Annotated in this window: 23 protein-coding genes; 13 read left to right on the top strand and 10 right to left on the bottom strand. The window is 73.0% G+C overall.

The features are described 5' to 3' along the window. Positions 1-311 precede the first annotated feature (311 nt). On the top strand, positions 312-1,070 hold the full coding sequence (locus OG898_RS05820; protein WP_250741764.1) for a ferritin-like fold-containing protein: 759 nt from the start codon (positions 312-314) through the stop codon (positions 1,068-1,070). A 97-nt stretch (positions 1,071-1,167) separates the two neighbouring features. Here OG898_RS05820 and OG898_RS05815 read toward each other — a convergent pair whose 3' ends face one another. From OG898_RS05815 to OG898_RS05800, 4 genes are all read right to left on the bottom strand, one after another. Beyond that, complete coding sequence (locus OG898_RS05815; protein ID WP_250741765.1) at positions 1,168-1,470, bottom strand: hypothetical protein; 303 nt, start codon at positions 1,468-1,470, stop codon at positions 1,168-1,170. A gap of 134 nt (positions 1,471-1,604) precedes the next feature. Further along, positions 1,605-1,832 (bottom strand): DUF3107 domain-containing protein, encoded by a 228-nt coding sequence (locus OG898_RS05810; RefSeq protein WP_250741766.1) that lies wholly within the window; start codon positions 1,830-1,832, stop codon positions 1,605-1,607. A 173-nt stretch (positions 1,833-2,005) separates the two neighbouring features. Beyond that, the gene (locus OG898_RS05805; RefSeq protein WP_250741767.1) at positions 2,006-2,644 is read right to left on the bottom strand and encodes a TetR/AcrR family transcriptional regulator; all 639 of its coding nucleotides are present in this window, start codon (positions 2,642-2,644) and stop codon (positions 2,006-2,008) included. 146 nt (positions 2,645-2,790) lie between these two features. Next, positions 2,791-3,006 (bottom strand): hypothetical protein, encoded by a 216-nt coding sequence (locus OG898_RS05800; protein WP_266955373.1) that lies wholly within the window; start codon positions 3,004-3,006, stop codon positions 2,791-2,793. 120 nt (positions 3,007-3,126) lie between these two features. Between OG898_RS05800 and OG898_RS05795 the strand changes: the two genes are divergently transcribed. From OG898_RS05795 to moeZ, 12 genes are all read left to right on the top strand, one after another. Continuing rightward, complete coding sequence (locus OG898_RS05795) at positions 3,127-4,188, top strand: alpha/beta fold hydrolase (RefSeq protein WP_266955371.1); 1,062 nt, start codon at positions 3,127-3,129, stop codon at positions 4,186-4,188. Positions 4,189-4,192: 4 nt separating this feature from the next. Further along, positions 4,193-5,887, top strand: coding sequence for a DUF3152 domain-containing protein (locus tag OG898_RS05790; RefSeq protein ID WP_266955369.1), 1,695 nt, complete (start codon positions 4,193-4,195; stop codon positions 5,885-5,887). A 46-nt stretch (positions 5,888-5,933) separates the two neighbouring features. Then, complete coding sequence (locus tag OG898_RS36220) at positions 5,934-6,029, top strand: Ms4533A family Cys-rich leader peptide (RefSeq protein WP_323182585.1); 96 nt, start codon at positions 5,934-5,936, stop codon at positions 6,027-6,029. A gap of 191 nt (positions 6,030-6,220) precedes the next feature. Further along, positions 6,221-7,960, top strand: a complete 1,740-nt coding sequence (locus OG898_RS05785; protein ID WP_266955367.1) for an ABC transporter substrate-binding protein — start codon at positions 6,221-6,223, stop codon at positions 7,958-7,960. Further along, positions 7,957-8,940 carry an ABC transporter permease gene (locus tag OG898_RS05780; RefSeq protein ID WP_266955365.1) on the top strand — a complete coding sequence of 328 codons (984 nt, stop codon included), beginning with the start codon at positions 7,957-7,959 and terminating at the stop codon, positions 8,938-8,940. The genes OG898_RS05785 and OG898_RS05780 overlap by 4 nt, the downstream gene beginning before the upstream one ends. Beyond that, positions 8,937-9,929, top strand: coding sequence for an ABC transporter permease (locus OG898_RS05775; protein WP_250741773.1), 993 nt, complete (start codon positions 8,937-8,939; stop codon positions 9,927-9,929). The genes OG898_RS05780 and OG898_RS05775 overlap by 4 nt, the downstream gene beginning before the upstream one ends. Beyond that, positions 9,926-11,581: an ABC transporter ATP-binding protein gene (locus OG898_RS05770; RefSeq protein ID WP_266955363.1), complete on the top strand. Its 1,656-nt coding sequence runs from the start codon at positions 9,926-9,928 to the stop codon at positions 11,579-11,581. Before OG898_RS05775 ends, OG898_RS05770 begins: the two co-directional genes overlap by 4 nt. A 186-nt stretch (positions 11,582-11,767) precedes the next feature. Then, entirely contained in the window at positions 11,768-13,528 is a 1,761-nt protein-coding gene (locus OG898_RS05765) for a DUF3492 domain-containing protein (RefSeq protein WP_266960095.1), read from the top strand. Further along, on the top strand, positions 13,525-14,442 hold the full coding sequence (locus OG898_RS05760; protein WP_266955361.1) for a hypothetical protein: 918 nt from the start codon (positions 13,525-13,527) through the stop codon (positions 14,440-14,442). The genes OG898_RS05765 and OG898_RS05760 overlap by 4 nt, the downstream gene beginning before the upstream one ends. Before the next feature lie 108 nt (positions 14,443-14,550). Next, complete coding sequence (locus OG898_RS05755) at positions 14,551-15,567, top strand: NAD-dependent epimerase/dehydratase (RefSeq protein ID WP_266955359.1); 1,017 nt, start codon at positions 14,551-14,553, stop codon at positions 15,565-15,567. Then, positions 15,555-16,307, top strand: coding sequence for a spherulation-specific family 4 protein (locus tag OG898_RS05750; RefSeq protein WP_266955357.1), 753 nt, complete (start codon positions 15,555-15,557; stop codon positions 16,305-16,307). The genes OG898_RS05755 and OG898_RS05750 overlap by 13 nt, the downstream gene beginning before the upstream one ends. A gap of 63 nt (positions 16,308-16,370) precedes the next feature. Then, positions 16,371-17,549 carry an adenylyltransferase/sulfurtransferase MoeZ gene (moeZ, locus tag OG898_RS05745; protein ID WP_266955355.1) on the top strand — a complete coding sequence of 393 codons (1,179 nt, stop codon included), beginning with the start codon at positions 16,371-16,373 and terminating at the stop codon, positions 17,547-17,549. A 73-nt stretch (positions 17,550-17,622) separates the two neighbouring features. Here the strand turns inward: moeZ and OG898_RS05740 are convergent, their stop codons facing one another. The 6 genes from OG898_RS05740 to hemG all read right to left on the bottom strand — a co-directional run bounded on the left by OG898_RS05740 (position 17,623) and on the right by hemG (position 26,479). Next, positions 17,623-19,200, bottom strand: a complete 1,578-nt coding sequence (locus tag OG898_RS05740) for an alpha/beta hydrolase (RefSeq protein WP_266955353.1) — start codon at positions 19,198-19,200, stop codon at positions 17,623-17,625. 84 nt (positions 19,201-19,284) lie between these two features. Further along, complete coding sequence (locus tag OG898_RS05735) at positions 19,285-21,813, bottom strand: ABC transporter permease (protein WP_266955351.1); 2,529 nt, start codon at positions 21,811-21,813, stop codon at positions 19,285-19,287. A gap of 71 nt (positions 21,814-21,884) precedes the next feature. Next, positions 21,885-22,670: an ABC transporter ATP-binding protein gene (locus OG898_RS05730; RefSeq protein WP_266955349.1), complete on the bottom strand. Its 786-nt coding sequence runs from the start codon at positions 22,668-22,670 to the stop codon at positions 21,885-21,887. A 273-nt stretch (positions 22,671-22,943) separates the two neighbouring features. Next, positions 22,944-24,191 (bottom strand): HAMP domain-containing sensor histidine kinase, encoded by a 1,248-nt coding sequence (locus tag OG898_RS05725; protein ID WP_266955347.1) that lies wholly within the window; start codon positions 24,189-24,191, stop codon positions 22,944-22,946. A 5-nt stretch (positions 24,192-24,196) separates the two neighbouring features. Continuing rightward, positions 24,197-24,952, bottom strand: coding sequence for a two-component system response regulator CseB (gene cseB, locus OG898_RS05720; RefSeq protein ID WP_266960093.1), 756 nt, complete (start codon positions 24,950-24,952; stop codon positions 24,197-24,199). A gap of 147 nt (positions 24,953-25,099) precedes the next feature. Next, positions 25,100-26,479 (bottom strand): protoporphyrinogen oxidase, encoded by a 1,380-nt coding sequence (hemG, locus tag OG898_RS05715; protein ID WP_266955345.1) that lies wholly within the window; start codon positions 26,477-26,479, stop codon positions 25,100-25,102. Positions 26,480-26,530: the final 51 nt, after the last annotated feature.

Genomic DNA, 26,530 nt, shown 5'->3' with positions numbered 1-26,530 from the left:
TGCAGTACTGCAACGTACGTACAAAGCTGCGCGGGACCACGAGCCATCGCTCAGGCGCTTTATGCCGCTGAGGGGGCCCCTCGTGGGAGGCGACGTATGAACGTGCGCATCACACCGAGGGCGGTCGGGTGGAGCCGATCGGGCCACCGACCGGGCATCCTCATTCGGATGGCCCGCCGAGTGTTCGGCAGGCGCATTACCACTGTACCCCGGAATCTCGCAGCTGTGTCGGGTGAATTCACCAGGTAGGCGCGTTTACGTGGACTGAGCAGGTGGTTCACGGTGCCTTTCGGCGAGCTATTGTGCGGTGCATGTCGACCGTTGAAAACGCATCGCCCGCCGACGAAAGCGCCCCCGCCGAGGCAGCCGGTATCGCCGCCCAGGACTGGGCCACGGCCTCCGCCTCGCCGCAGTACCGGGCCGCCGTGGTGGATCTGCTCGGGGCGCTCGCATACGGCGAACTCGCGGCCTTCGAACGCCTCGCGGAGGACGCGAAGCTCGCGCCCACCCTCGGGGACAAGGCCGAGCTCGCGAAGATGGCCTCCGCCGAATTCCACCACTTCGAGCGCCTGCGCGACCGGCTCGCCGCGATCGACGAGGACGCCACCGCCGCGATGGAGCCCTTCGCGAAGGGCGTCGACGACTTCCACCGCCAGACCGCCCCGTCGGACTGGCTGGAGGGCCTGGTCAAGGCGTACGTCGGCGACTCCATCGCCAGCGACTTCTACCGCGAGGTCGCCACCCACCTCGACACCGACACCCGCGGGCTCGTCGTGAGCGTGCTCGACGACACCGGCCACGGCGGCTTCGCCGTCGAGAAGGTGCGCGCCGCCATCGAGGCCGACCCGCGCTGCGGCGGCCGGCTCGCGCTGTGGGCCCGCCGGCTGATGGGCGAGGCGCTCTCCCAGGCGCAGCGCGTGGTCGCCGAGCGCGACGCGCTCTCCACCATGCTGGTCGGCGGGGTGGACGGGATGGCGGCCGGCTTCGACCTGGCGGCCGTCGGCGAGATGTTCACCCGGATCACCAAGGCGCACACCAAGCGCATGGCGGCCCTGGGCCTGGCGGCGTAGTCCCGGCCCCGAAGACGGATATACCTCGGCCCCCGCACGGAAGCTTCCGTGCGGGGGCCGAGGTCATGAATCAGGCGTCATGCGTCAGTGGGGCCGTCTAGCCCCGCGTCGGAACCGAAAACGGAGCCCGGCGGGGCGGCCTCCCCGCCCGGCCCGCGGGCCGCAGCAGCAGGGACAGGACCACCGCCGAGACCAGGGCGCCGCCGATGAGGGTCGCGAACAGGGTGTTGTGCCCGGGGCCCAGCGCGGTGTGCGTCAGATAGGCCCCGAAGAGGGCGCCCGCCACTCCGCTCACCAGGACCACCCGCGAGGACGGCAGCCGCGGGCCGAGCACACGCACGGCCGCCCCGGCCAGGGCGAGGCCCAGGAGAGCCGAGCCGAGCGCCTCGATCAGCAGCATGGGAGATCCTCTCGAGCGGCGGACGTACCGGGGCGTACCGGGAGCGTGTCTTACAGCGCTCCTACCCGAAGCGGAGGAAACGGAAACGGCCCGGCGGAGTCCTCCACCGGGCCGTTCTCGGTACTTCTGGGTGCTCAGAGAGCGCCGAAGCCGACCTTGCGCACGCTGGGCTCGCCCAGGTCGACGTACGACAGGCGCTCGGACGGCACGAGGACCTTGCGGCCCTTGATGTCCGTGAGGCTCAGCAGCGGCGCCGAGCCGGACAGGGCGGCGGTGACGATGCTCTCCAGCTCCTCGGCACTCAGGTCGCTCTCGAGCACGATCTCCCGGGGTGCGTGCTGCACGCCGATCTTGACCTCCACGGCCTTGTCCCTCCGACGGTCCGGTTCGCGCGATCAGCCGCGCCGTTACCCGGTCCACATTAGCCCGGAGAGGGGACGTGTCCGCCGCGCGGCGAAAACGCTCGCAGCGAACAGCCGCCGGTCAGACCGGCGGGGACCGCCGGGGCCGGCCCGGAAAGCCGGGCCGGCGCAGCTCAGACGTCCGTCGGGTGCAGCGGGAAGCCGGCGATTCCGCGCCAGGCGAGGGAGGTGAGCAGCCCCACCGCGGTGTCACGGGCGACCGGGCTCTCGCTCGACAGCCAGTACCGGGCCACGACCTGCGAGACCCCGCCCAGGGCCACGGCCAGCAGCATCGACTCGTCCTTGGACAGGCCGGTGTCCTCGGCGATGACGTCCGAGATGGCCTCGGCACACTGCAGCGAGACGCGGTCGACGCGCTCGCGCACCGCCGGCTCGTTGGTCAGGTCGGACTCGAAGACCAGCCGGAAGGCACCGCCCTCGTCCTCGACGTACGCGAAATAGGCGTCCATCGTCGCGGCGACGCGCATCTTGTTGTCGTTGGTCGACGCGAGCGCGGTGCGCACGGCGAGCAGCAGGGACTCGCAGTGCTGGTCCAGGAGCGCCAGGTAGAGGTCGAGCTTGCCGGGAAAGTGCTGGTAGAGCACCGGCTTGCTGACGCCGGCACGCTCCGCGATGTCGTCCATGGCCGCCGCGTGGTAACCCTGCGCGACGAAGACCTCCTGGGCGGCGCCCAGGAGCTGGTTGCGCCGGGCCCGGCGCGGAAGTCGCGTGCCCCGCGGACGCGCTGCCTCGGTCTGCTCGATGGCTGTCACGCCGCCTCCCACTTTCTCTAGAACACTGTGCGCCTTGCGCCGCGCGGCCATCGTACTTTTCGGTAACCGAATCTGGAGGGTTCAAGCCGAGTTTTCTCGCGGTACGGACCGCCGGTCACCCACCGGAGATGCTGGTCAGCGCTGGCTCAGCGGTAGTCGTCATCGTCCAGGGGCACCACCCGGGTCTGCTCCGCGGCGTCCCCGTCGGAGGCTTCGCGCTGGCCGACAGGGGTGAGCGGATCATCCTCGGTCGGGTTCAACTCGGTGTTCTGCTCCGCCGCGTCCGCCTCGGGGGCTTCCACATCGAGGTTGTCCCGCAGCTCTGACTGGAAGGTGTCCGGTTCCGCAGGGTCGACAGTCATGGAGCACCCCTTTCCACTTACGAGCCTAGGAGGATCGCGCATACCCCGCTAGGCGGTTCCGCAAGCATCTGTGACGGCGAACACAAGAGGACCCGCGTGATCGTCTCGTAACATTGCCCCATGTCTTCGACCGAGCTGCCGGGCGTACGGTCCACCGACCCCTCGTCTTCCGGCCAGTCTTCCCAGGTGGGGGCCGTGCGCATGGCCGAAGGGGAGCAGCTGCGCACCGACCGGCTGCCCGGGCTGGAAATGGCCGTACGGGTCCGCCCGCCGGTCCGGGCCGGATTGCCGCCCGCGCTGTTCGTCCACGGGCTCGGCGGATCCTCGCAGAACTGGTCCGCGCTCATGGCGCGGCTGGCCGATTCCGTCGACGGCGAGGCCCTGGACCTGCCCGGCTTCGGCTGGTCCCCGCCGCCCGCCGACCGGGACTACTCCGTCACCGGCCTCGCGCGCGCCGTCATCCGTCACCTCGACGCCGCCGGACGCGGACCGGTGCACCTGTTCGGCAACTCCCTCGGTGGCGCCGTCTCCACCCGGGTCGCGGCCGTCCGGCCCGACCTGGTGCGCACGCTCACGCTGATCTCCCCGGCCCTGCCGGAACTGCGCGTGCAGAAATCGGCCGTGCCGACCGCGCTGCTCGCCGTGCCCGGAGTGGCCGGGCTCTTCGGCCGCCTCACCCGCGGCCTGAGCGCCGAACAGCGCACCCGGGGGGTGACGGACCTCTGCTACGGGGACCCCTCGCGGGTGACGCCCGAGGCGTTCGAGCTGGCCGTCGAGGAAATGGAACGGCGGCTCGCACTGCCGTACTTCTGGGACGCGATGACCCGTTCCTCGCGCGGCATCGTCGACGCCTACACCCTCGGTGGCCAGCACGGACTGTGGCGCCAGGCACAGCGGGTGCTCGCACCGACCCTGCTGGTCTACGGTGGCCGGGACCAGCTCGTCTCGTACCGTATGGCGCGCAAGGCCGCCGCGGCCTACCGGGGTTCGCGGCTGCTGTCCCTGCCCGAGGCGGGGCACGTGGCGATGATGGAGTACCCCGAGGTGGTCGCGGCCGCCTTCCGGGAGCTGCTGGACGCCGCCGCCTCCACCGACGGGAACGGCGCCGAGCCGGACCTGGGCGCAGCGGCTCCGGCCGCGGCGGGGCACACCGTGAACACCGACGAGGACGGCAAGGGCTGAGGACGTGGGACGACATAGTCGCAAGGAGTCGGGCCAGGCGCCCGGCCCCGGCTCAGGCCATCCGCAGCCGGCCGAACAGGCCGGCGCCCGGGCCGCAGCACCGGCCCCCGCCCCGGCCGGGTGGGCCGAGCCGGCCGCCGCCCCCCGCGGGTACGCGGCCCCGCCGCGCCGCGAGCCGGTGTCCGGCGCGCGCGGCGGACATCCCGAACAGCACGAGCCCGGCGGAGCCTGGGGCGCGGCCGCCGGCACCGGTACGACGTACGGGGACTGGCGCGGGGCCCCGCGCACCCGTCCGGCCGCCCCGGCCTTCGACAGCCCCGCCTTCGGCACCCCGGTTCACGACAGCCAGGCCTTCGGCACCCCTGTCTACGACAGCCAGGCCTTCGAGATCCCGGCCTTCGACGCTCCCGTCCACGACAGCCCCGCCTTCGGCACGCCGGTTTACGACAGCCCGGCCTTCGGCACGCCGGTCTATGACGCCCCGGTCTACGACACCCCGGCCTTCGGCACCCCCGCGGTCGGCTTCCCGCAGGTCACTCTCGACTCGCCGATGACCTCGACGGGCTCGCACCGCGGGGTCCCGGTCGCCGAGGACGCCTTCACCGCGACGGGCTCGCACCGCCGTATCCCGGTCCACGAGGACGTCTTCGCCACGACGGGCTCCTTCCGCGCGGTCCCCGCGGCCGAGGACGTCTTCACCGAGACGGGGTCCCGCCGCGGGGTCCCGGTCGGCGGGGACGCCTTCCCCGGGGACGCCTTCCCCGGAGAGGCCTTCACCGCCACCGGTTCGCACCGCCGGATCCCCGCGCCGCGGGCGCCGGTCGTCACCCCGGTCGAAGAGCCCGAGGAGGCTCCGTCCGCCGGCGGACGCGGCGGCAAGGGCCGTACGTACGCCGGGATGGCCGCCGCGGCCGTCACCGTCGCGCTCGCCGTCATCGTCGCGGGCCAGGCCGTCTCCGAGAACGACAGCGGCAAGAACCCCGTGCGCGCCGCCGACGAGGGCAACAGCCATACCGCCCAGGGCAATTCCGCCGCCTCCCGTTCCGACGGCCGGCCCACGCCGGACGCCTCCGCGGCGATCAAGGCCGCGCCGGAGCTCTCGTACGACCAGAAGATGGCGCAGCAGTTCCCGATCGACGAGAAGCTGAAGGGTCCCGGCGCCTTCGACACCGTGCCCGGTGTGGCGCAGGCTCCCGGCAAGGGGCAGGTGGTCCGCTACCGCGTCGACGTGGAGCAGGGGCTCGGCCTGGATCCGCAGCTGTTCGCCGAGGCCGTGCACCGCACGCTGAACGACGACCGGAGCTGGGGCCACGGCGGTACGAAGACCTTCGAGCGGGTGCCGGGCGGCGAGGCCGATTTCGTGATCACGCTCGCCAGCCCCGGGACCACCGGCGTCTGGTGCAAGAAGTCCGGACTCGACACCACCATCGACAACGTCTCCTGCGACTCCGCGTCGACCAACCGCGTGATGATCAACGCGTACCGCTGGGCGCAGGGTTCGGCGACCTTCGGCCCGGACCAGATGTTCGCCTACCGCCAGATGCTCATCAACCACGAGGTCGGCCACCGGCTCGGCCACGGCCACGTGAGCTGCCAGACGCCGGGCGCACTCGCCCCGATCATGCAGCAGCAGACGAAGTCCCTGGACATCAACGGAATTCAGTGCAAGCCCAACCCCTGGGTGTATCCCGGGAGTTGATAACCAGCTTTGACAAAGTGTTCGATGGTCGGTCATTGTTCTCCGCATGTCGCACCTGCACACCACCACCGCGAGCGCCGCCATTGAGCTGGCGCTGCTTGGTGTGACCGCGCACAGCGTGGCCGACATCTTCTGTCGCTGACGCCTCCCTGAGCGCGCGACTTCCTCTTTTCTCCGTCGTTCCGCCGCGCCCGGGGCCCTTTGCCCGCAGGTGCGGCGTCTTCCGTTCTTCCGTCCCCGCCGTCGGCATGCCGCCGACCGCTCCGACGTGGACCGCTGCCCCTCGCGTGGCCTTTTCCGCATCTCCCTTCACGCCGAGAGGTCCCTTTCCCCATGGCCCGTCAGTCCCTCATATCGCGCCGCGTGGCCGCGGTCGCCGTCAGCGTCGTCCTGGCCGGGGGCACCGCCGCCTGCGGGCCCACGGACGGCACGGACAAGGCCTCCGCCGGCGACAAGGCGGGCGCCACCGGGGCCGCCCCGCAGAAGGGCGGCACCCTGACCGTCCTCAACAACGAGCCGCAGAGCGACTTCGACCCGGCCCGCCTGTACACCTCCGGCGGCGGCAACGTCCCCTCGCTCGTGTTCCGCACGCTCACCACCCGCAACCGCGAGGCCGGCCCGGCCGGCGCCAAGGTGGTGCCCGACCTGGCCACCGACCTCGGCAAGCCCAACGCCGACGCCACCGAGTGGACGTACACGCTCAAGGACGGGCTGAAGTACGAGGACGGCTCGCCGATCACCACCGCCGACATCAAGTACGGCATTGAGCGGTCCTTCGCCGCCGAGCTGTCGGGCGGAGCCCCGTACCTGCGCGACTGGCTGGTCGGCGGGGAGACGTACGAGGGCCCGTACAAGGACGGCGGCAAGGGGCTCGACTCGATCGCCGTGCCCGACGCGAAGACGATCGTCTTCAAACTCCGCAAGCCCGAGGGGGAGTTCCCCTTCCTCGCCACGCAGACGCAGTTCGCTCCCGTGCCCAAGGCCAAGGACACCGGGGTCAAGTACGAGGACCACCCGGTCTCCTCCGGCCCGTACAAGGTCGTCAAGAACGAGAACGACGGCGAGAACCTGAGCCTGGAGCGCAACGAGAACTGGGACGAGAAGACCGACGAGGAGCGCAAGGCCTACCCGGACAAGATCGACGTCCGCTCCGGGCTCGACGCGGCGGTCATCAACCAGCGCCTGTCCACCAGCTCCGGCCCCGACGCGGCCGCCGTCACCACCGACACCAACCTCGGCCCCGCCGAGCTGGCCCAGATCGGCGACAACAAGGAGCTCAGCGGGCGGGTCGGCACCGGGCACTTCGGCTACGTCAACTACCTGGCCTTCAACCCGAAGATCGCCCCCTTCGACAACCCGAAGGTCCGCCAGGCCATCTCCTACGCGATCAACCGCACCAGCGTCATCAACGCCGCCGGCGGCTCCGCCCTCGCCGAACCGGCCACCACCTTCCTGCCCGAGCAGGAGGCCTTCGGCTTCACCAAGTACGACCACTTCCCGGCCGGCAGGACCGGAGACCCGGCCAAGGCCAAGGAACTGCTGGCCGAGGCGGGCTTCAAGGACGGGCTGACCATCACGCTCACCCACTCCAACGCCCAGAACCGGCAGACCAGCCCCGAGGTCGCCACCGCCGTGCAGCAGGCACTCGCCGCCGCCGGGATCACCGTCAAGCTGGAGGGGCTGGAGAACAACGCCTTCAACGAGAAGCGCTGGGACGTCAAGAACACCCCCGGCTTCTTCCTCTCCCGCTGGGGCGCGGACTGGCCGTCCGGCGCTCCCTTCCTCGCCCCGATCTACGACGGCCGCCAGATCGTCACCAACGGCACCAACTACAACCACGCGCAGCTCGACGACCCGGCCGTCAACGCCGAGATCGACGAGATCGCCAAGCTGACCGACCTCGCGGCGGCCGGCAAGCGCTGGGGCGCCCTCGACAAGAAGATCGGTGAGCAGGCGCTCGACGTCCCGCTCTTCCACCCGGTCTACAAGCGGCTCGTCGGCAAGGACGTCAAGAACGTCGTCATCAGCGACTGGACCGGCGTCCTCGACATCTCGCAGGTCTCGGTCAAGTGACCCTCCTCGCCCACCAGTCGGCGTCCGGACCCGGGGTCACCGCCCCGGGGCCGGGCGCCGGGCGGCAGGTCCTGCGGCGGCTGCGCGCCCGGCCCTCGGCCGTGGCGGCGGCCGCCGTCCTGGCGCTCCTCGTCCTGCTCGCCCTCACCGCACCGCTGTTCGCCCACCTCACCGGCCAGGACCCGAACGCCTACCACGACGAGCTCGTCGACTCCGCGCGCGGCGGCGTCCCGCTCGGCTCCTTCGGCGGGATCTCCGGCGAGCACTGGCTCGGCGTCGAACCGGGCACCGGCCGCGACCTGTTCACCCGGCTGCTCTACGGCGCCCGGATCTCCCTGCTCGTCGCCCTCGGCGCCACCCTCGTACAGGTCCTCGTCGGGGTCGGCGTCGGACTCGCCGCCGCGCTCGGCGGCCGGTTCGCCGGCCAGCTCGTCAGCCGGTTCACCGACGTGATGATCGCCCTGCCCCTGCTGGTGGTGGCCATCGCCCTCACCGCCGTCGTCCCTGCCGGGTTCCCGCGGCCGCTGCTGCTGATCCTGGTCATCGGACTGCTCGACTGGGGCGGCCTCGCCCGGATGGTGCGCGCCCAGACCCTCTCCCTCAAGGAACTGGACTTCGTGGACGCCGCCCGGCTCTCGGGCAACGGCACGCTGCGGATCGCCCGCCGGGAACTGCTGCCCTCCCTGGCGGCGCCCGTCATCACCCTCGCCGCGATCAAGGTGCCCACCGCCATGGTGGTCGAGGCCTCGCTGTCCTTCCTCGGGGTCGGCGTGAAGCCGCCCACCCCCTCGTGGGGGCAGATGCTCTCCAGCGCCCAGACCTGGTTCCGCGCCGACCCCACCTACGTCCTGCTCCCCGCCGGGCTGCTCTTCGTCACCGTGCTCGCCTTCACGGTCCTCGGCGACGCCGTCCGCACGGCCCTCGACCCGCGCGAGGACTCGCGGCTGAGGGTCGGCACCAGAAAGGAGCGCAAGGCGTGACCCGCTTCGTGCTCAAACGGACCGGCGGCGCCCTGCTCGTGCTGCTCGCCCTGTCCGTCGTGATCTACGCCCTCTTCTACCTGGTCCCCGGCGACCCCGCCCGCCTCGCCTGCGGGGAGCGCTGCAACCCGGCGCAGATCGCCCAGGTGCGCGAACAGCTCGGGCTGAACGAGTCGACCGTCGCGCAGTACCTGAACTTCCTCCAGGGACTGCTGGTGGGCCGGGACTACTCCGGCGGCGCCGGGCTCGTCCTGCACTGCGACGCGCCCTGCCTCGGATTCTCGTACCAGAACGACCAGCAGGTCACCGCGCTGCTGCTGGAGCGGCTCCCCGCCACGCTGTCGCTGGCGCTGGGCGCGCTGGTGATCTGGCTCGTGATCGGCGTCGGCACCGGACTGCTCTCCGCGCTGCGCCGGGGCGGGCTCACCGAGCGGGCCCTGACCGTGCTCACCCTCGCCGCCACCGGCACCCCCGTCTTCATCCTCGGGCTGCTGCTGCTCATGGCCGTCTGCGCCTACCTCCAGTGGCTGCCCTTCCCCACGTACGTGCCGTTCGGCGACGATCCCGAGCAGTGGGCGTGGAACATGCTGCTGCCCTGGGTGACCCTCGGCTTCTTCGAGAGTGCCAAGTACGCCCGGTTGAGCCGTAGTTCCACCCTGGAGACGCTCGCTGAGGACCACATCCGCACCTTCCGCGCCTACGGGGTCGGGGAGCGGGCCATCGTGACCCGGCACGCCGTGCGGGGCGCCGTGGCCCCGGTGATCGCGCTCAGTGCCGTGGACTTCGGCACGATGATCGGCGGCGCCGTGCTGACCGAGTCGCTGTTCGGGATCCCCGGGCTCGGCAAGACCCTCATCGACGGCGTGCGGGTGGTGGACCTGCCGGTGGTGGTGGGCGTGGTGCTCGCCATCGGCGCGGCCGTCGTGCTCGCGGGCGTCGTCGCCGACGTGCTGTACGCCGTCGCGGACCGAAGGGTGGTTCTGGCATGAGAGACGCTTCGCTGGTGGACGTCACCGGCCTCACCGTCGAGTTCCCGGTCGGCCGGCTGGGGGAGTACGTACGGGCCGTGGACGGGGTGTCCTTCACCCTGGAGCCCGGCCGCGCCCTGGGCATCGTGGGGGAGTCCGGAAGCGGCAAGTCCACGGTCGCCGCAGCCCTGTTGGGGCTGCACCACGGCACCGGTGCGCGGCTCGGCGGCACCGTCCGGGTCGGCGGCACCGACGTGGGTGCGGCCTCCCCGGCCCAGCTCCGGGAGCTGCGCGGGGCCGTCGCCGCGATGGTCTTCCAGGACCCGCTGAGCTCCCTGGACCCGTACTACGCCATCGGCGACCAGATCGCCGAGGTGTACCGGGTGCACGCCTCCGTGACGCGGCGTGCGGCGCGGGCCCGGGCGGTGGAGGTGCTGGACCGGGTGGGCATACCCGACGCGGTGCGCCGATCCCGGGCGCGGCCGCACGAGTTCAGCGGGGGCATGCGTCAACGAGCCCTGATCGCGATGGCGTTGGCGTGCGAGCCGAAGCTGCTGATCGCGGACGAGCCGACCACGGCGCTGGACGTCACCGTGCAGGCGCAGATCCTCGACCTGCTGCACGGGCTGCGGGAGGAGCGCGGGCTCGGGCTGCTGCTGGTCACGCACGACGTGGGCGTGGCGGCGGAGAACGTGGACGCGGTGCTCGTGATGAGGGACGGGGCGGTGGTCGAGCGGGGCCCGGTGGATTCGGTGCTGTCGGCTCCGGCCGATCCGTACACCGCTGCCCTGCTGGCGTCGGTGCCGAGGCTCGACGCGGTGGGGGCGCCCCGGCCGGGGGCGGAAGCGGCCCCGGTGGAGCCGGAGTTGCCCGTCGTCGAGGCCTTTTCGCTGCGGAAGGAGTTCGGGCGGGGGAAGCGGCGGGTGGAGGCCGTGGGCGGGGTGTCGGTCTTCGTGCGGGGCGGGGAGACGCTGGGGATCGTCGGGGAGAGCGGCAGCGGCAAGAGCACCCTCGGGCGGATGCTCGTCGGGCTGCTGGAGCCCACCTCCGGGCAGGTCCGGCGGGACGGGGCGGAGAGCGTCGGGGTGGTCCCCGGGGTGCAGATGGTGTTCCAGGACCCGGTGTCCTCGCTCAACCCGCGCCGTTCGATCGGCGAGTCCATCGCGGACCCGCTGCGCGCGGCGGGCGAGAAGGACGGGCGGGCGATCCGGGACCGGGTCGGCGAACTGCTGGTCCGGGTGGGGCTGGAGGAGGCCCACTACGACCGGTACCCGCACGAGTTCAGCGGAGGCCAGCGCCAGCGCGTCGGCATCGCCCGCGCCCTCGCGCCCCGGCCCCGGCTGATCGTCTGCGACGAGCCCGTCTCGGCCCTCGACGTGACCACGCAAGCGCAGGTCACCGCCCTGCTGGCCGAGCTCCAGCGGGAGCTCGGCATCGCGCTGGTGTTCATCGCGCACGACCTCGCGGTGGTGCGTCAGGTCAGCGACCGGGTCGCGGTCATGCGGGGCGGGGTGATCGTGGAGGAGGGTCCCGTCGACGAGGTCTACGACCGGCCGTCCCACGCCTACACCCGGGAGCTGCTGGCCGCCGTCCCGTCCCTCGACCCGGCCCTGGCCGCCGCCCGCCGGCTCGGCCGGCGCCGTTCCGGGGGAGTGCTCGCGGGGGCTTCGTAGACCGCTCCTAGTAGTTCTTAGCGTGCTCGAACGCGAACCGTACGGGAAAGTTACGACTCTTCACCCCTTCCGGTGGCGCGACGGACAACCGTCCGTCGCGCCTTCGGCATATCCGCTTGAGTTCGTATCCGGCGGGTCGCCGGACCGACGGAGACCGCCTGAAACGGGAGATCGGGGGTGCCACTCGTGCGGATCGGACTGCTCACGGAAGGTGGTTATCCGTATGCGACGGGGGAAGCGAGGCTGTGGTGCGACCGGCTCGTGCGCGGGCTTCCCCAGCACGAGTTCGAGCTCTACGCCCTGAGCCGCAGCGCCGAACAGGAGGAGCGCGGCCGGGTGCCGCTGCCCTCCCACGTCACCCGGGTGCGGACCGCCCCGCTGTGGGCGCCGGCCGATGACGGGCGCAGCTACCGCCGCCGCGAGCGCCGCCGCTTCGCCGCCGCCTTCACCGAACTGGTCCGCGGGATCTGCGGAGCCGACCCCGCACGGTTCGCGGACGGGCTGTACGGGCTGGCCGCGCTCGCCTGGGAAGAGGGCGGGCTGTACGCGGCACTGCGCTCGGAGACGGCCGTACGGGCGGTGGAGTCCGCCTGTCGCGCCCCCGAGGCGAGCAGGGCCGTACAGCGGGCGCAGGTCGCGGACCTGCTGGAGTTCGTGGACGAACTGGAGCGGATGCTGCGGCCGTTGTCCCTGGACTGGTACGAGGACCTGCGCGAGGTCGACGTCTGCCACGCGGCCGCGGGCGGGGTGGCGGCGCTCCCCGGGCTCCTGGCCAAACGCTTCTTCGGAGTGCCGCTCCTGGTCACCGAGTACGGGGTCCAGCTCCGGGCCCACTACCTCGCGCACTCCGCGCGGGACGAGCGGCCGGCCGTACGGGCCCTGCTCGCGGCCTTCCACACCCGGCTGGCCGGCGAGATCTACTCCCAGGCCGACCTGCTCACCCCCGGCAACGCGCACGCCCGGCGCTGGCAGGAACGCTGCGGCGCCTCCCGCGAGCGGCTGCGCACGGTCTACCCCGGGATGGAGGCGGACCGATTCGCCGCCGTGGGCGAGGACCCGGCGTGCGGGGACCCGCACACGCTGGTCTGGGTCGGCCGGGTGGACCCCGCCAAGGACCTGATCGCCCTGCTGCACGCCTTCGCCGAGGTGCGCCGGGCCGAACCGCGCGCCCGGCTGCGGATCTTCGCGACCGCCGTCGGGACGGGCTCCGCCGCCGCGGGCTCCGGCGGCCCGGCCGCAGCGGCCAACCACGAGGTCGGGCACGGCTACCTGGCCGACTGCCGCTCGCTCGCCGCGCAGCTCTTCCCCGACGAGGCCGCGGATGCTCACGCGGTCGGCGAGAACCCGGTCACCTTCGAGGAGATCGGCGGACCCGACGCCCCGTCCCCGGCCCACGCGTACGGCTCCGGGCGGGTGGTGGTGCTCTCCTCCGTCATCGAGGGGTTCCCCATCACCCTGGCCGAGGCGATGTTCTGCGGCCGGGCCACGGTGTCCACCGACGTCGGCGCCGTCGTCGAGGTGATCGGCGGCACCGGGCTCGTGGTGCCGCCGCGCAATCCGCGCGCGCTCGCCGAGGCCTGCGTCACGCTGCTGCAGGACCCCGAGCGGGCCCAGCGGCTCGGGTCGGCCGCCCGGGCGCGGGCCCTCGAACTCTTCACCGTCGAGCAGAACGTCGCCGCCTTCCAGGAGTCCTACCTGAGGCTGCTCGCCCGAGGCCCGGCCCGCCCCGACGGCACCGGGGTGCCCTTCGAGCAGCCGCCCGAGGCCCGCGTCCCGGGCCACTGGGCCACCCCCACCTGGGCCACCCCGCACCCCGAACCCGCCGCCCCGTCCGCCGCCGACCCGGCCGAACCCCCGATCCGGGGGGACGACGTCGAGGCGCATCCGGGGCTCATGGTGCCCGCCGCCCGTGCCGAGCGCGCCGCGAGTCCGGAGGCCTCCGCATGACCGTGCCCCTGGACGAAGCCGTCCCCGCCATGGACCCGCCCCCGCCCCCGCCCCGCCGGGCCCGCTCCGCCGGGGACCCCGTCAAGGCGCTGCTCCACCGCCACCGGGAGCTCTGCGAACACGCCGTGGACCCGCTGGAGATCGCCGCCGGGCTGGAGGCGCACGGCATCACCGACCGCACCGCCGCACGGTTCCGCCACCGGGACGTCTTCTCCCTCGCGGAGGAGCTCTACGCCCGGACCCCCCGCGACGGGACCCCGCCCGCCCCTCCGGCCGGGATCCCGGTCCACGCCAAGGCGGTACGGGGCTTCGGCTACGCGCTGCTGCCCGGGGCCCTCGCCCTCGGCGCGGCCGCAGCCGGCGTGCCCTGGGCCGGAGCCCTGGCGGTGCTCGTCACCGTCGCCGCGCTCGGACGGCCCGGCCGGGCAGCCGGGGGCAGGTTCCCCGTCGCCGTGTACCTGCTGGCCGCCGCCGCCCTCGGCTGGGCCGTCCACCGGTACGGGACCCCGCTCGGGACCGCCCTGGCCGTGGCCGTCGCCCCCGGGTACCTGGCCGGCGCCGTCTTCGCGGCCCGGGCCCGGCGCAGACTCGCCGGGAGCCGGGCCCTGGAGGACTTCGCCGACGGGGTGAGACCGCTGCTCCTCGGGACGCTCGCGCTGTACGCCGCGGCCGCCGCGGGGGCGGCCGCGCTGGCCGGGACCACCCTGGCGGTGGCCGTACCGCTCGCGGTGCTGCTCCTCCTGACCCGGCTGCTGCTCCGTCACGGAGCCCCCCGCGGAGCCCTCGCGGCGGCCCTGGCCCTCGTACTCGCCCTGCTCCCGGTCCCGGCGGCGCCGTTCGCCGCCGCCGCGGGAGTCCTCGTACCCGCCGTCCTCGCGCTGTCGCGGGCCTCCGCGCACGCGCAGCGCCCCTGAAACCTTCGGAAGCAGACACCGAAGCGCCGTACCCCCTACCCCGATCCACCCATCCAGCAAGGAGAAACAGGACATGACCGGCCAGCCAACCAACCAAGGGGCCGCGCGATGAGGGTGTTGCTGATCGGAGCCAACGGATACCTCGGGCGCTACGTCGCGGACCGGCTGCTCGCCGACCCCGCGGTCCAGCTCACCGCGCTCGGCCGCGGCGACGACGCCGACGTCCGATTCGACCTCGCCACCGGCAGCCCCGGCGCGCTCACCCGGTTCCTCGACGCCGTCCACCCGGGCGTCGTCATCAACTGCGCGGGAGCCACCCGCGGCGGTGCCCGCGAGCTCACCCGGCACAACACGGTCGCCGTCGCCACGATCTGCGAATCGCTGCGCCGCAGCGGCTGCGGCGCCCGGCTCGTCCAGCTGGGCTGCGCCGCCGAGTACGGGCCCAGCCAGCCCGGGTCCTCCACGGCCGAGGACGCCGTCCCCAGACCGGGAGGGCCCTACGGAGTCAGCAAACTGGCCGCCACCGAGCTCGTGCTCGGCTCCGGGCTGGACGCCGTCGTCCTGCGGGTCTTCTCGCCCGTCGGCCCCGGCACCCCCGCCGGATCCCCCCTCGGCCGGCTCGCCGAAGCCATGCGGCGCGCGATGCAGGCCGGGGACGGCGAGCTCAAGCTCAGCGGGCTCGGCGTCCAGCGCGACTTCGTCGACGTCCGGGACGTGGCGCGGGCGGTGCACGCCGCCTCGCTGTCGGCGGCCCAGGGCGTCGTCAACATCGGCACCGGCCGGGCGGTCCGGCTGCGCGACGCGGCCGCCGTGCTGGCACGGGTCGCCGGGTACGGAGGCTCGCTGCACGAGATCGACGTACCGCAGCACGCCCAGCACCCGCAGGCGCACGGGCACCCGGGCCGTCCCTCCGGGCTCGCCGCCATCGGCTCCCCGCGCTCCGAGGCCACGGCCGAGCAGCTCGCCGCCGCGACCGCCCAGCCGCCCTACCCCTACCCGGACGGGTGCGGAGCCTGGCAGCAGGCGGACGTCCGTACCGCCCGCGACCGGCTCGGCTGGCGGCCGCGGATCAACCTGGAGGAGTCCCTCGCGGACATCTGGATGGAGGCGGCGTGCCGCATCTGACCACCCCGCCGGCGGCCGGCCAGGCCGCCACCGAGGCGGGCCGGCTCGGTTTAGGCGTCCCGGGGTACGCGCACCCGCTGCTGGCGCCGGTGGAGTGGGCCGAGCTGTCCCGGCCCGGGACGCCCCTGCACTGGGCCGTCCTCAACGTCACGGACGGGCCGGGCGGCCGGCCCGACCCGCACTGCACGGAGGCGGCCGCGAAGCTCCGTAGGGCGGGCGGCGCGATCCTCGGGCATCTCGCCATGCGAGACGGCGAGCGGTCCTTCGGGGAGCTCGTCTCCGACGCCCACCGCTTCCGGGACTGGTACGGGGCCGACGGCTTCTACCTCGCGGACGCCCCGGCCGGAAAGGCGGAGCTGGCGTTCGTGCGCCGGGTCGCGGACACCCTGCGGGGGCTCGGCGACGGCCTGCGGATCGTCCTCGGACACGGCACCCACCCCTACGAGGGGTACACGGAAACCGCAGATCAGCTGGTCACCTTCGCCGGCACGTGGGCCGACTACCGCTGGTCGCAGGTGGCGGAGTGGACGGCCGACCATCCGCCCGAGACCTTCTGCCACCTCGTGCACGGAGTACCGCGCACGCACCTGGAGGAAGCGCTCCGGATCGCCCGCTGGCAGGGTGCGGGGACCATCTGGTTCACCGACCGGCGCGGGGCCGCGGACCGGGATCCCTGGGCGTCGATGCCCGGGTACTGGGACGAAATCGTCTCGCGGATCGGACCGGGTGTCTCGGAATGAAGGAGGGCGTGGCAGTGTTACGGGAAGAACCACCGTTAAGACTTAATCATCTACGGAGTCCCCGTGTCGCTGCCACCCCTGGTAGAGCCAGCTGCTGAGCTCACCGTTGACGAGGTCCGTCGGTACTCCCGCCACCTGATCATCCCCGACGTGGGGATGGACGGCCAGAAGCGCCTGAAGAACGCCAAGGTGCTGGCCGTGGGCGCGGGCGGCCTCGGCTCGCCCGCCCTCATGTACCTGGCCGCGGCCGGCGTGGGCACGCTGGGCATCGTGGAGTTCGACGAGGTCGACGAGTCGAACCTGCAGCGCCAGATCATCCACAGCCAGGCGGACATCGGCCGTTCCAAGGCCGAGTCGGCTCGCGACAGCGTGCTGGGCATCAACCCGTACGTGAACGTGGTCCTCCACGAAGAGCGGCTCGAAGCCGACAACGTGATGGAGATCTTCAGCCAGTACGACCTCATCGTCGACGGCACGGACAACTTCGCCACGCGCTACCTCGTGAACGACGCCTGCGTGCTGCTGAACAAGCCGTACGTCTGGGGCTCGATCTACCGCTTCGACGGCCAGGCCTCGGTCTTCTGGTCCGAGCACGGCCCGTGCTACCGCTGCCTCTACCCGGAGCCGCCCCCGCCGGGCATGGTCCCGAGCTGCGCCGAGGGCGGCGTGCTGGGCGTGCTCTGCGCGTCCATCGGGTCCATCCAGGTCACCGAGGCCATCAAGGTCCTCACCGGCGTCGGCGAGTCGCTGGTCGGCCGTCTGATGATCTACGACGCCCTGGAGATGCAGTACCGCCAGGTCAAGGTCCGCAAGGACCCCGACTGCGCGGTCTGCGGTCCGAACGCGACCGTCACCGAGCTCATCGACTACGAGGCCTTCTGCGGCGTCGTGTCGGAGGAGGCCCAGGAGGCCGCGCTCGGCTCGACGATCACTCCCAAGCAGCTCAAGGAGTGGATCGACGGCGACGAGCCGATCGAGATCATCGACGTCCGTGAGATCAACGAGTACGAGATCGTCTCGATCCCCGGCGCGAAGCTGATCCCCAAGGGCGAGTTCCTGATGGGCACCGCCCTCCAGGACCTGCCGCAGGACAAGCGCATCGTCTTGCACTGCAAGACGGGTGTCCGCAGTGCGGAAGTCCTCGCGGTCCTGAAGTCCGCGGGCTTCGCGGACGCGGTCCACGTCGGCGGCGGCGTCATCGGCTGGGTCCACCAGATCGAGCCCGACAAGCCGGTCTACTAGTCCCACCAGCAGTCACCCGAAGGGGCCGTACCCGCGCGAGCGAGGTACGGCCCCTTCGTCGTGCTCCGGGTGCCTAGACGGGCGAGGTCGGCGCCGGGGACTTCGACGCCGTGCACACCGTGCCCTTGCCGGGCACCTTTCCGTCGAGCAGGTAGGCGTCGACCGCCTGCTGTACGCAGGGGTCACCGCTGTTGTAGGCGCCGTGGCCCTCGCCCTTGAAGGTGAGCTCCACGCCGACGCCGGGGCCGAGCCGCTCCACCATCTTGCGGGCGCCCTCGTACGGGGTCGCAGGGTCACCGGTGTTGCCGATCACCAGGATGGGCGCCGAGCCGGGGGCGGAGACGTCCGGGGTGTTCCAGGCGCCGGCGACGGGCCAGTCGGTGCAGCCCATCATGGCCCAGCCGAGGAAGTCCCCGAAGACGGGAGAGGCGGCGCGGAACTCGGGCAGCTTCGCCTTGGTCTGCGCGAGCGTGTAGCGGTCCTTGGAGTCGGCACAGCTGATGGCGGTGTTGGCCGACCCGATGTTGCTGTAGGTGCCCTTCGGGTCGCGGCCGTTGAGGGCGTCCGACATGGCGAGCAGCAGCTGCCCCTGGCCGCCCTCGGCCTCGTCCAGGCCCTGTTCCAGCAGCGGCCAGGCCTCCTTGGAGTACAGGGCGAAGGCGATGCCGTTCGTCGCGGCGTCCTCCGTGAGCAGCCGGTCGCCGGAGCCGGGGATGGGCTTGGCCGCCAGCTCCTTCTGGAGCTTGATGATGTTCGCCTCGATCTCCTTGGCGGTGCTGCCCTGCAGTTGGCAGGAGTCGCCGCGGTTCACGCAGTCCTGGGCGAAGTTGCCGAGCGCGAGCTGGAAGCCCTTGGCCTGGCCGAGGGCGCCCTCCTCGGAGTTCTTGGTCGGGTCGACCACGGCGTCGAAGACGGCCCGGCCGACGTTCTTGGGGAAGAGGTGGGCGTAGACCCCGCCGAGCTCGGTGCCGTAGGAGATGCCGAAGTAGTACAGCTTCTCGTCGCCGAGGGCCTGGCGGATCCGGTCCAGGTCACGGGCCGCGTTCTCGGTGCCGACGTGGGGCAGCACCTTGCCGGACTTCGCCTCGCAGGCCTCCTTGTACTGCTTGGAGGTGGCGAGGAACTGCTTCTCCTCCTCCGGCGTCGAGGGGCTGGAGTCGGCGGCGTAGTACGCGTCCAGCTGCTTGTCGTCCTCGCACAGCACGGGCGCGCTGCGGCCCACCCCGCGCGGGTCGAAGCTGACGAGGTCGTAGCGCTCGCGCAGGGCCGCGTACTCCTTCGCCGCGCCGGGCAGGGTGGTGATGCCGGAGCCGCCCGGGCCGCCGAAGTTGAAGACGAGCGAACCGATCCGCTTGTCCTTGTCGCGGGCCTTGGCCCGGATCAAGGCCAGCGGGATCGTCTCCCCCTCGGGCTCGGCGTAGTCCAGGGGCACGTCGAGGACGGCGCACTGCCAGTCCTTGCCGGGGACCTGCCCGCCGCCCTCGGCGGCGGTGGGAGCCTGGCAGTCGCCCCACTTCGGTTTCTTGATGCCCTGGGCGGCGCCGTCCTTGCCCCTCTTCTCCTTGCCTCCGCCGTCGGAACAGGCACTGGTGGCGAGCAGCGCGGCGGCAGCGGCGGCGGCAGCGGCGACCCGCAGGGCGTGTGTGGGCATGCCTTCATCCTGTGCGCGCCCCGCGCGCCCCGCCCCCGCGCTGACCCATCCGGGTCACGGGGGCGGGGCGCGCGGGGTGAGCGGTCACTGCGCCGCGGTCGCCGCGGGGATGTCGACACCGGCGGCCCTGCGGGCCGGCCAGAGGGAGGCGAGGAGGGCGCCGGCCAGGGCGAGCAGCACCCCGAGGGCGAGCCGTCCCCAGGGGATGACCAGGGCGTATCCCGTGACGCTCTCCTGGAGGGTGTTGCCGAGGGCCCAGCCCGTGAAGACGCCCATGACCGTGCCGACGGCCGCGCCGAGGGCGCCGACGAGCAGGGCCTCGATGCGGATCATCCGGGTCACTCCGGTGCGGTCCAGGCCGAGGGCGCGGAGCGTGCCGATCTCCTTGCGGCGTTCGAGCACCGACATGGCGAGGGTGTTGGCGATGCCCAGGGCGGCGATCACCAGGGCCATGCTGAGCAGCGCGTAGAAGATGTTGAGCTGGTCGCCGATGCCGCTGGTGTCCTCGGCCCGGATGGCCTCCTTGTCCAGGACGGACAGGGCGGGGTTGTCGCCGAGCGCCTTGACGACGCTCGCGAGCTGGGCCCGGCCGGGGCCGCCCGCCGTGGCCACGACGATCGAGTCGGTGTGCGGGGCGGAGTCGAAGCGGGCGACCAGGGAATCGGGTGCGGTGATGCTGGGCAGCACCTTGCTCTGTTCGTCCGCGCGGTAGATCGCGCCGATGGTGACCTCGCCCTGCTGGTCCAGCCGCTTCACGGGGAGGATCTGGCCGACCTTCCATCCGTTGGCCCGGGCCTTGTAGTCGGCGACGGCGACCTTGCCCTGGGCGAGGCTGTCGAGGGAGCCCGCGGTCACCTCGTAGCGCAGGAGGCGGCTGATGGCGGCGGGGTCGACGCCGGTCAGGACCGAGCGGACGCCGCCGATCCGGTACTCGGTGGACTGGTTGAGCGGGCTGTAGGTGGCGCCGGTCAGCTTCTTGAGGGGTTCGGCGGTGGCGGGGGTCATCCGCTGCCCGCCCGAGGGGGCCTGCACCAGGTAGTCGGCGGTGATGTCGCGGGTGGTCGCGCCGTCGAGGTACTGGGTGGCGGAGGCGCCGAGGACGGACAGGCCCGAGGCGAGCGCGAGGGCGATGGCGAGCGCCGCGGCGGTGGCGCCGGTACGTCGCGGGTCGCGCACGGTGTTGCGGGCGGCGAGGTCGCCGTGCACCGGGCTGTAGCGGAGCAGCAGCGGCCGGAGCAGGGCGGTGAACGGCCGGGACAGCAGCGGGATGAGGCCGATCGCGCCGGTCAGGGTGAGGGCCGCGCCGAGGCCGATGACGGTCCGGGCGTCGCCGTCGGCCGCGAGGGCTCCGTACAGGGTGGCGGCCGCTCCGGTGAGGAGCAGGGCGGCGCCGATCCGGGTGCGCAGGGAGCCGGCGTGCGCGGGTGCGGCCGGTTCGGCGGCGCCGAGCGCGGCGACGGGCGGGATGGCCATGGCCCGGCGGACCGGCACCCAGGCGGCGATCACGGGCAGGACGGTGCCGACCACCAGCGCGATGATCACCGTGGAGGGGAGCAGGGTCAGCGGGGCGTCCGGGCCGTCGGCGGCGGAGAAGGAGGCCTGGAGCAGGGCGGCGACCCCGGTGCCGGCCAGGATGCCGGCCACGGAGGCGATCAGGCCGACGAGCACGGACTCGGTCAGCAGGATCCGGCGGACCTGCTTGCGGGTGGCGCCGACGGCCCGCATCAGGGCCAGCTCCCGGGTGCGCCGGGAGACCAGCATGGTGAAGGTGTTGGAGATGAGGAAGGTGGCCACGAACAGGGCGACCGCGGCGAAGCCCACCATGATCTGGCTCATGGTGTCGCTGTCGCTGGAGGCCATGTTCGCCTGGATCCGGGCGAGCTGGGCACCGGTGACCGCGGTGGAGTCCTTGGGGATCACCGCTTCGACCCGGGTGAGGAGCTGCGCCGCGTCGGTGCCGGGGGCGGCCGTGATCTCGATGTCCGTGTACCGGCCGGGCTCGAGGTACAGCCGCTGGGCGGTGGCGTTGTCGAACAGCACGAGGCTGCCCCCGGGGGACAGCTTCGAGGCGTCGGTGCGGAAGACGCCGCTGAGCCGGTAGGACTCGGCGCCGGTGCTCGTGCCGACGCGCACGGTGTCACCGACGCGGTAGCCGCCCTTGGCGGCGGAGGCCTCGTCGAGGGCGACGGCCTTGCCGTCGGCCGGGCCGGAGCCCTCCTTGAAGGCGTAGGCCGGGTCCCTTCCGTCCTTGCCCGGGGCGAAGTTGCCGCCCTTGCGGAAATCGGCGCTGCCCAGCAGCCGGCCCTCGGGGTCGGCGACGGCGGCGAAGCCGTTGACCCGGCCCGCGGCGGCAGCGACACCGGGGACCTCGGCCAGGGAGGCCGCGGTGCGGGCGTCGAGGGTGGCGGGCGGGGCGCCGGGCACGGAGTTGGGCGAGACGTTGAGGGAGATGCGGTCGTAGCCGGCGCTCGCCCGGTCGACGGCGGCCTGCTTCTGGCTGTCGCCGTAGACGAGGCTGCCGGTGACGAAGGTGACCCCGAGCATGACCGCGAACACGGTCATCAGCAGGCGGGCCTTGTGCGCGAGCACGTTGCGCAGGGCGGTACGGAACATGGGATGCGGATCCTGGGAGGCTGGCCCGGGGAGCGGGCGGGCGGCTGGTTCGGTGCGGGAGCGCGGAGGGGTCAGCTCGTGCGCGAGCGCGCGTCGAAGGCCTTCATCCGGTCCAGGACCCGGTCCGCGGTGGGCTGCACCATCTCGTCGACCAGCCGTCCGTCGGACAGGAACACCACGCGGTCCGCGTACGCGGCGGCGACGGGGTCGTGGGTGACCATGACCACGGTCCGGCCCAGCTCGCGCACGGAGTCGCGCAGGAAGCCGAGGACCTCGGCCCCGGCGCGGGAGTCGAGGTTTCCCGTGGGCTCGTCGCCGAAGATGATCGAGGGACGGCCGATCAGGGCCCGGGCCACCGCCACGCGCTGCTGCTGCCCGCCGGACAGCTGCCCGGGACGGTGGCCGAGGCGCTGCGAGAGGCCGGTCAGGGCGACCACGTGGTCCAGCCACTGCCGGTCGGGCTTACGGCCGGCGATGGTCAGCGGCAGGGTGATGTTCTCCAGCGCGGTCAGCGTCGGCATCAGGTTGAACGCCTGGAAGATGAACCCGATCCGGTCCCGGCGCAGCCGGGTGAGCTGCTCGTCGTTCAGGGAGCCCAGCTCGGTGGTGCCGATGCGGGCGGAGCCGGAGCTGAAGGAGTCGAGCCCGGCGGCGCAGTGCATCAGCGTGGACTTGCCGCAGCCGGAGGGGCCCATGATCGCGGTGAACCGGCCCTCGTGGAAGGAGATGCTGACGCGGTCCAGGGCCACGACCCGGGTGTCGCCGTTTCCGTAGACCTTCGAGAGGTCGGTGGTGGCCGCCGCGATGCCGGTCGGCGAGGGGTGCGGGGCATGCGGGGCATGGGGGGCGGCGGTCACGGGGGGACTCCTCTTCGGGCGCGGAAGGCTGCACTTCGAAGGGTGTCCGGGGGAGGTATCGACGGCCCGGGGCACGGGGTATCGGGGGGTGCTCCGGTGTGTATCGGTCCGGTAGCGGCCGGGCTGCCGCTGCGCGGGGCCAGGCGCGGGGCCAGGCGTCGCGGGCCCGGCAAGATCCGAAAGAGACGGCCCAGGTCCCCCACCCCGCCCTTCGCCCGTTCCCCGGGGCGGTGCCCCGGACCCCCTCGGGGCTGGGGGTAGGGCGGTTGGGGGTCAGGACGGGAGGTGGAGGGTGGCGACCGCGCCGCCGTCCGGGGCGTTCTCGAAGCGGAGTTCCGCGCCGAGGACCCGGGCCTGGCCCACGGCGATGGTCAGGCCCAGGCCGTGGCCCGAGCCGCGCTCGGCCGCGCCCGTCTGGAAGCGGCGCGGGCCGTCGCGCAGCAGGTCGGCGGGGAAGCCGGGGCCGTGGTCGCGTACGACGACCGTACGGTCCTCGACGGTGACCCGGACCGGGGCCGCCCCGTGCCGGTGGGCGTTGACGACGAGGTTGCCGACGATCCGTTCGAGGCGGCGCGGGTCGGTCTCCACGCTCCCGGCCCGTTCGGCGACGTCGACCTCGGTGGGCAGGCCGGTGCGCGTCACGGCCTCGGCGACGACCGCGTCGAGCGGAACCCGGTCGGAGACCGGCCGTTCGGCGCCCGCGTCGAGCCGGGAGATCTCCAGCAGGTCCTCGACCAGCCCGCGCAGATCGCGCACCCGGGCCCGGAGCATGTCCTCCGTCTCGCCGGGCGGCAGCAGGTCCGCGGTGGCCAGCAGACCGCCGACGGGGGTGCGCAGTTCGTGGGCCACGTCGGCGGTGAACCGGCGCTCGTCGCGCAGCTTGCGGCCGAGGGTGTCGGCCATGAGGTCGACGGTGGCGGCGATGTCGTCCAGCTCGTCGCGGCCCTCGGTGATCCCGCTCCGGGCGTCGAGGTCCCCGGCGGAGATCCGGCCCGCGGTCTCGGAGACCTGCCGGAGCCTGCGGGCGAGCAGCCCGGCCCCGTAGGCCGCGAGCGGCGTGGCCACCGCGAGGACGACCAGCGAGGCCATCACCATGGTCACGTCGAGCTGGCGCAGCCCGGACAGCCCCGCGTTCATGCTGACCCGCAGCGCGAGCACCGGGCTGCCCGGGCCGCCGACCCGCTGGGCGCCCCAGACGCCCGGGGGGATCTCCTCGTCGAGGCCGCCGTAGGGGGCCGTGTGCCGGTCGCCGTCGGTGAGGTTCCTCAACGAGGCGGGCAGGCCGGGGGGATCGAGCTCGGCGCCGTCCGAGAGCGTTCCGGTGCGCCGGTAGGTCTCCATGGCCGAGTACACGTTGTTGGAGGCGTGCATTTCCGCCGTTTCCCGGATGTCCCTCGCGGTCCACACGTGCACCAGTACGCCGACCGCGGCGGCGACGAGGCACCCGGTGGCCGCCGCCAGCGCGGCGATCTTCCAGCGCAGGGGAATGCGGCGCGGCCCGGGGCGGCGGAACGAACGCACCGCTCTCAACGCCTGAGCTTGTAGCCGAAACCGCGGACCGTTTCGATCCGGTCCCGGCCGAGCTTGCCGCGCAGCCGCTGCACGCACAGGTCCACGACCCGGCTGTCGCCGTCCCAGCCGTAGTCCCAGACGTTGCGCAGCAGGGTGTGCCGCTCCAGCACGATGCCCGGGTGGGCGGCGAACTCCAGCAGCAGCTTCAGTTCGGTCGGGGTGAGCGCCACCGGGGTTCCGGCGACGGCCACGTCGAGGCCGCCGGTGTGGATGGTCAGGTCCCCGAAGGTCAGCAGTTCGCCCTCGGACGGTCCGGGTTCCTGCTCCGTGGCCGGCCCGGCCGGCCCGGCGGCCGGGGCGGGGGCGTAGGTGGCGCGCCGCAGCAGCGAGCGGATGCGGGCCACGAGCACGTTGGTGTCCACGGGCTTGACGACGTAGTCGTCCGCCCCGGCCTCCAGTCCCGACACGATGTCCAGCCCGTCGCCGCGCGCCGACATCATCAGGACCGGGACCAGGCTGGTCTCCCGGACCTTGCGGCACAGGCCGATCCCGTCGAGGCCGGGCAGCATCACGTCGAGGATCAGCAGGTCGAAGTCCTCGTCGCGGAAGGATTCGAGGCCCGTGAGTCCGTCGGCGGCGGCCCGCACCGTGTACCCGTAGCGCTCCAGGGAGACGGTGAACGAGCGGCGCATCAGCTCGTCGTCCTCCACCAGCAGCACGCGGACCGGTCGCGGAGCGGCGGGAGCCGGGGTGGGGGTGGACACGGGGATGACTCCGTTTCGGCAGGCGGGGCGGGTACCTGAAAGGAACGATAGGGCCGCGGAAGCCGTGATTCCCTTCATCGCGGTCCCGCGCACCGATCAGATGGGGAATCAAGCGCTCTCTGATACCCACCCGATACGAAGAGCCGGGGCTCGCTACGGCTGCGCCAGGACCTGCTTCGCCGCCGCGCGCCCCGTCGCGACGCAGGCGGCCACGCCCACGCCCTCGTACGCCGCTCCGCACAGGGCGATGCCCGGGAGCTTGCCGGCGGCCTCGCGGATGCGGGCGACGCGCTCGCGGTGTCCGACGCCGTACTGGGGCAGGCCCCGGTCCCAGCGGGTGACGCGGGTGGCCAGGGGTTCTCCCATGGGGCCGACCGCGTGGTGGAGTTCGGCGATGGCCGAGCGGACCAGGTGGCGGTCGGGGCGGCCGAGCAGCGCGTCCTCGCCGATGCGGCCGATGGAGGCGCGCAGCACGAAGGTCTCGGGGGCCGAGTCGTGCAGCCAGGACCACTTGTTGGAGAGGAAGGAGGCGGCCTTCAGGGTGTGGCCGTCGACCGGCGGGACCAGGAAGCCGTTGCCCTGGGGGAGGAAGTGGGCCTGGGCGCGGGAGAAGGCCATGGTGATGACGGCCGTCGAGGCGTGCGGGATCGAGGAGAGCTCGGCCTCGGCGAGCGGGGAGTGCGGGCGCAGCAGCTCCGCCGCCGCGAAGGCGGGCAGGGCGAGGATCACCGCGTCGGCCTCCATCGTCAGCGCGCCGTCGCCGGTCATGGCCTGGACGCGCCAGCGTCCGTCGCCGACCCGCTGGAGCGAGCGGGCCGTCGTCCCGGTGAGGATGCGGGCTCCGCAGGCTTCGGCGACGGCGGCCGGGAAGCGCCCGGTGCCGCCGACGACGCCCTGGACGGCCACGGCCCCCGAGCGGGGGGCGCCCGCCGCGCGCATCCGGCGCAGGGCCGGGAGGAGCGGGGTGCCCTGTTCCGCGAGGGCGGCGATCCGGGGCATGGCCGCGCGCAGCGAGAGCCGCTCGGCGAGGCCGGCGTAGACCCCGCCCAGCATGGGTTCGATGAGCCGGTCCACGGCCTCCTGACCGAAGCGGCCGCCCAGGTACTCGGTGACCGAGCAGTCCTCGGTGAGCGGGGTGGCCGGGAGGGTCTCCTCGGCGGCGACGCGTGCGACGCCCTCGGGGGAGAGCAGCCCGGTGCCGATCAGCGCGGAGGGGTCGGTGGGGACGCCCATCACGTGTCCGGCGGGCAGCGGGCGCAGGGCGCCGTTGGTCCAGATGGTGGTGGGGGCCTTCGCGGGATCGCAGAGGGCCTCGCCGAGTCCGACGGCGGCGGCCAGTTCCACGGCCTCCGGGCGCAGGGCCATGAGGGATTCGGCGCCCTCGTCGACGGTGATGCCGGCGATGGTGCCGGTCCGGAGCTTCCCGCCGACCTTGGCGTGGCTCTCCAGGATGGTCACGTCGGCCTGGCCGCGCAACTGCCACGCGGCGGCCAGACCGCTGATACCGCCACCGATGACGATCACTGAACGCATTGTGTTCTCCCGTGGCCGGAGCCGTGGTCGATATGTTCCCGTATGAAACGT

The organism is Streptomyces sp. NBC_00193, from assembly GCF_026342735.1.
GTDB lineage: Bacteria > Actinomycetota > Actinomycetes > Streptomycetales > Streptomycetaceae > Streptomyces > Streptomyces stoeckheimensis.
Note: the sequence above shows the minus strand (reverse complement) of the source record. Positions and strands in the feature narration are given on the sequence as shown.

What these genes read in the sequence shown, in the direction of transcription:
- OG898_RS05820 (WP_250741764.1), top strand. Translation starts at nt 312, where the DNA reads ATGTCGACCGTTGAAAACGCATCGCCCGCCGACGAAAGCGCCCCCGCC.
- OG898_RS05815 (WP_250741765.1), bottom strand. Translation starts at nt 1,470, where the DNA reads ATGCTGCTGATCGAGGCGCTCGGCTCGGCTCTCCTGGGCCTCGCCCTG.
- OG898_RS05800 (WP_266955373.1), bottom strand. Translation starts at nt 3,006, where the DNA reads ATGACTGTCGACCCTGCGGAACCGGACACCTTCCAGTCAGAGCTGCGG.
- OG898_RS05795 (WP_266955371.1), top strand. Translation starts at nt 3,127, where the DNA reads ATGTCTTCGACCGAGCTGCCGGGCGTACGGTCCACCGACCCCTCGTCT.
- OG898_RS36220 (WP_323182585.1), top strand. Translation starts at nt 5,934, where the DNA reads ATGTCGCACCTGCACACCACCACCGCGAGCGCCGCCATTGAGCTGGCG.
- OG898_RS05785 (WP_266955367.1), top strand. Translation starts at nt 6,221, where the DNA reads ATGGCCCGTCAGTCCCTCATATCGCGCCGCGTGGCCGCGGTCGCCGTC.
- OG898_RS05770 (WP_266955363.1), top strand. Translation starts at nt 9,926, where the DNA reads ATGAGAGACGCTTCGCTGGTGGACGTCACCGGCCTCACCGTCGAGTTC.
- OG898_RS05760 (WP_266955361.1), top strand. Translation starts at nt 13,525, where the DNA reads ATGACCGTGCCCCTGGACGAAGCCGTCCCCGCCATGGACCCGCCCCCG.
- OG898_RS05755 (WP_266955359.1), top strand. Translation starts at nt 14,551, where the DNA reads ATGAGGGTGTTGCTGATCGGAGCCAACGGATACCTCGGGCGCTACGTC.
- OG898_RS05740 (WP_266955353.1), bottom strand. Translation starts at nt 19,200, where the DNA reads ATGCCCACACACGCCCTGCGGGTCGCCGCTGCCGCCGCCGCTGCCGCC.
- OG898_RS05735 (WP_266955351.1), bottom strand. Translation starts at nt 21,813, where the DNA reads ATGTTCCGTACCGCCCTGCGCAACGTGCTCGCGCACAAGGCCCGCCTG.
- hemG (WP_266955345.1), bottom strand. Translation starts at nt 26,479, where the DNA reads ATGCGTTCAGTGATCGTCATCGGTGGCGGTATCAGCGGTCTGGCCGCC.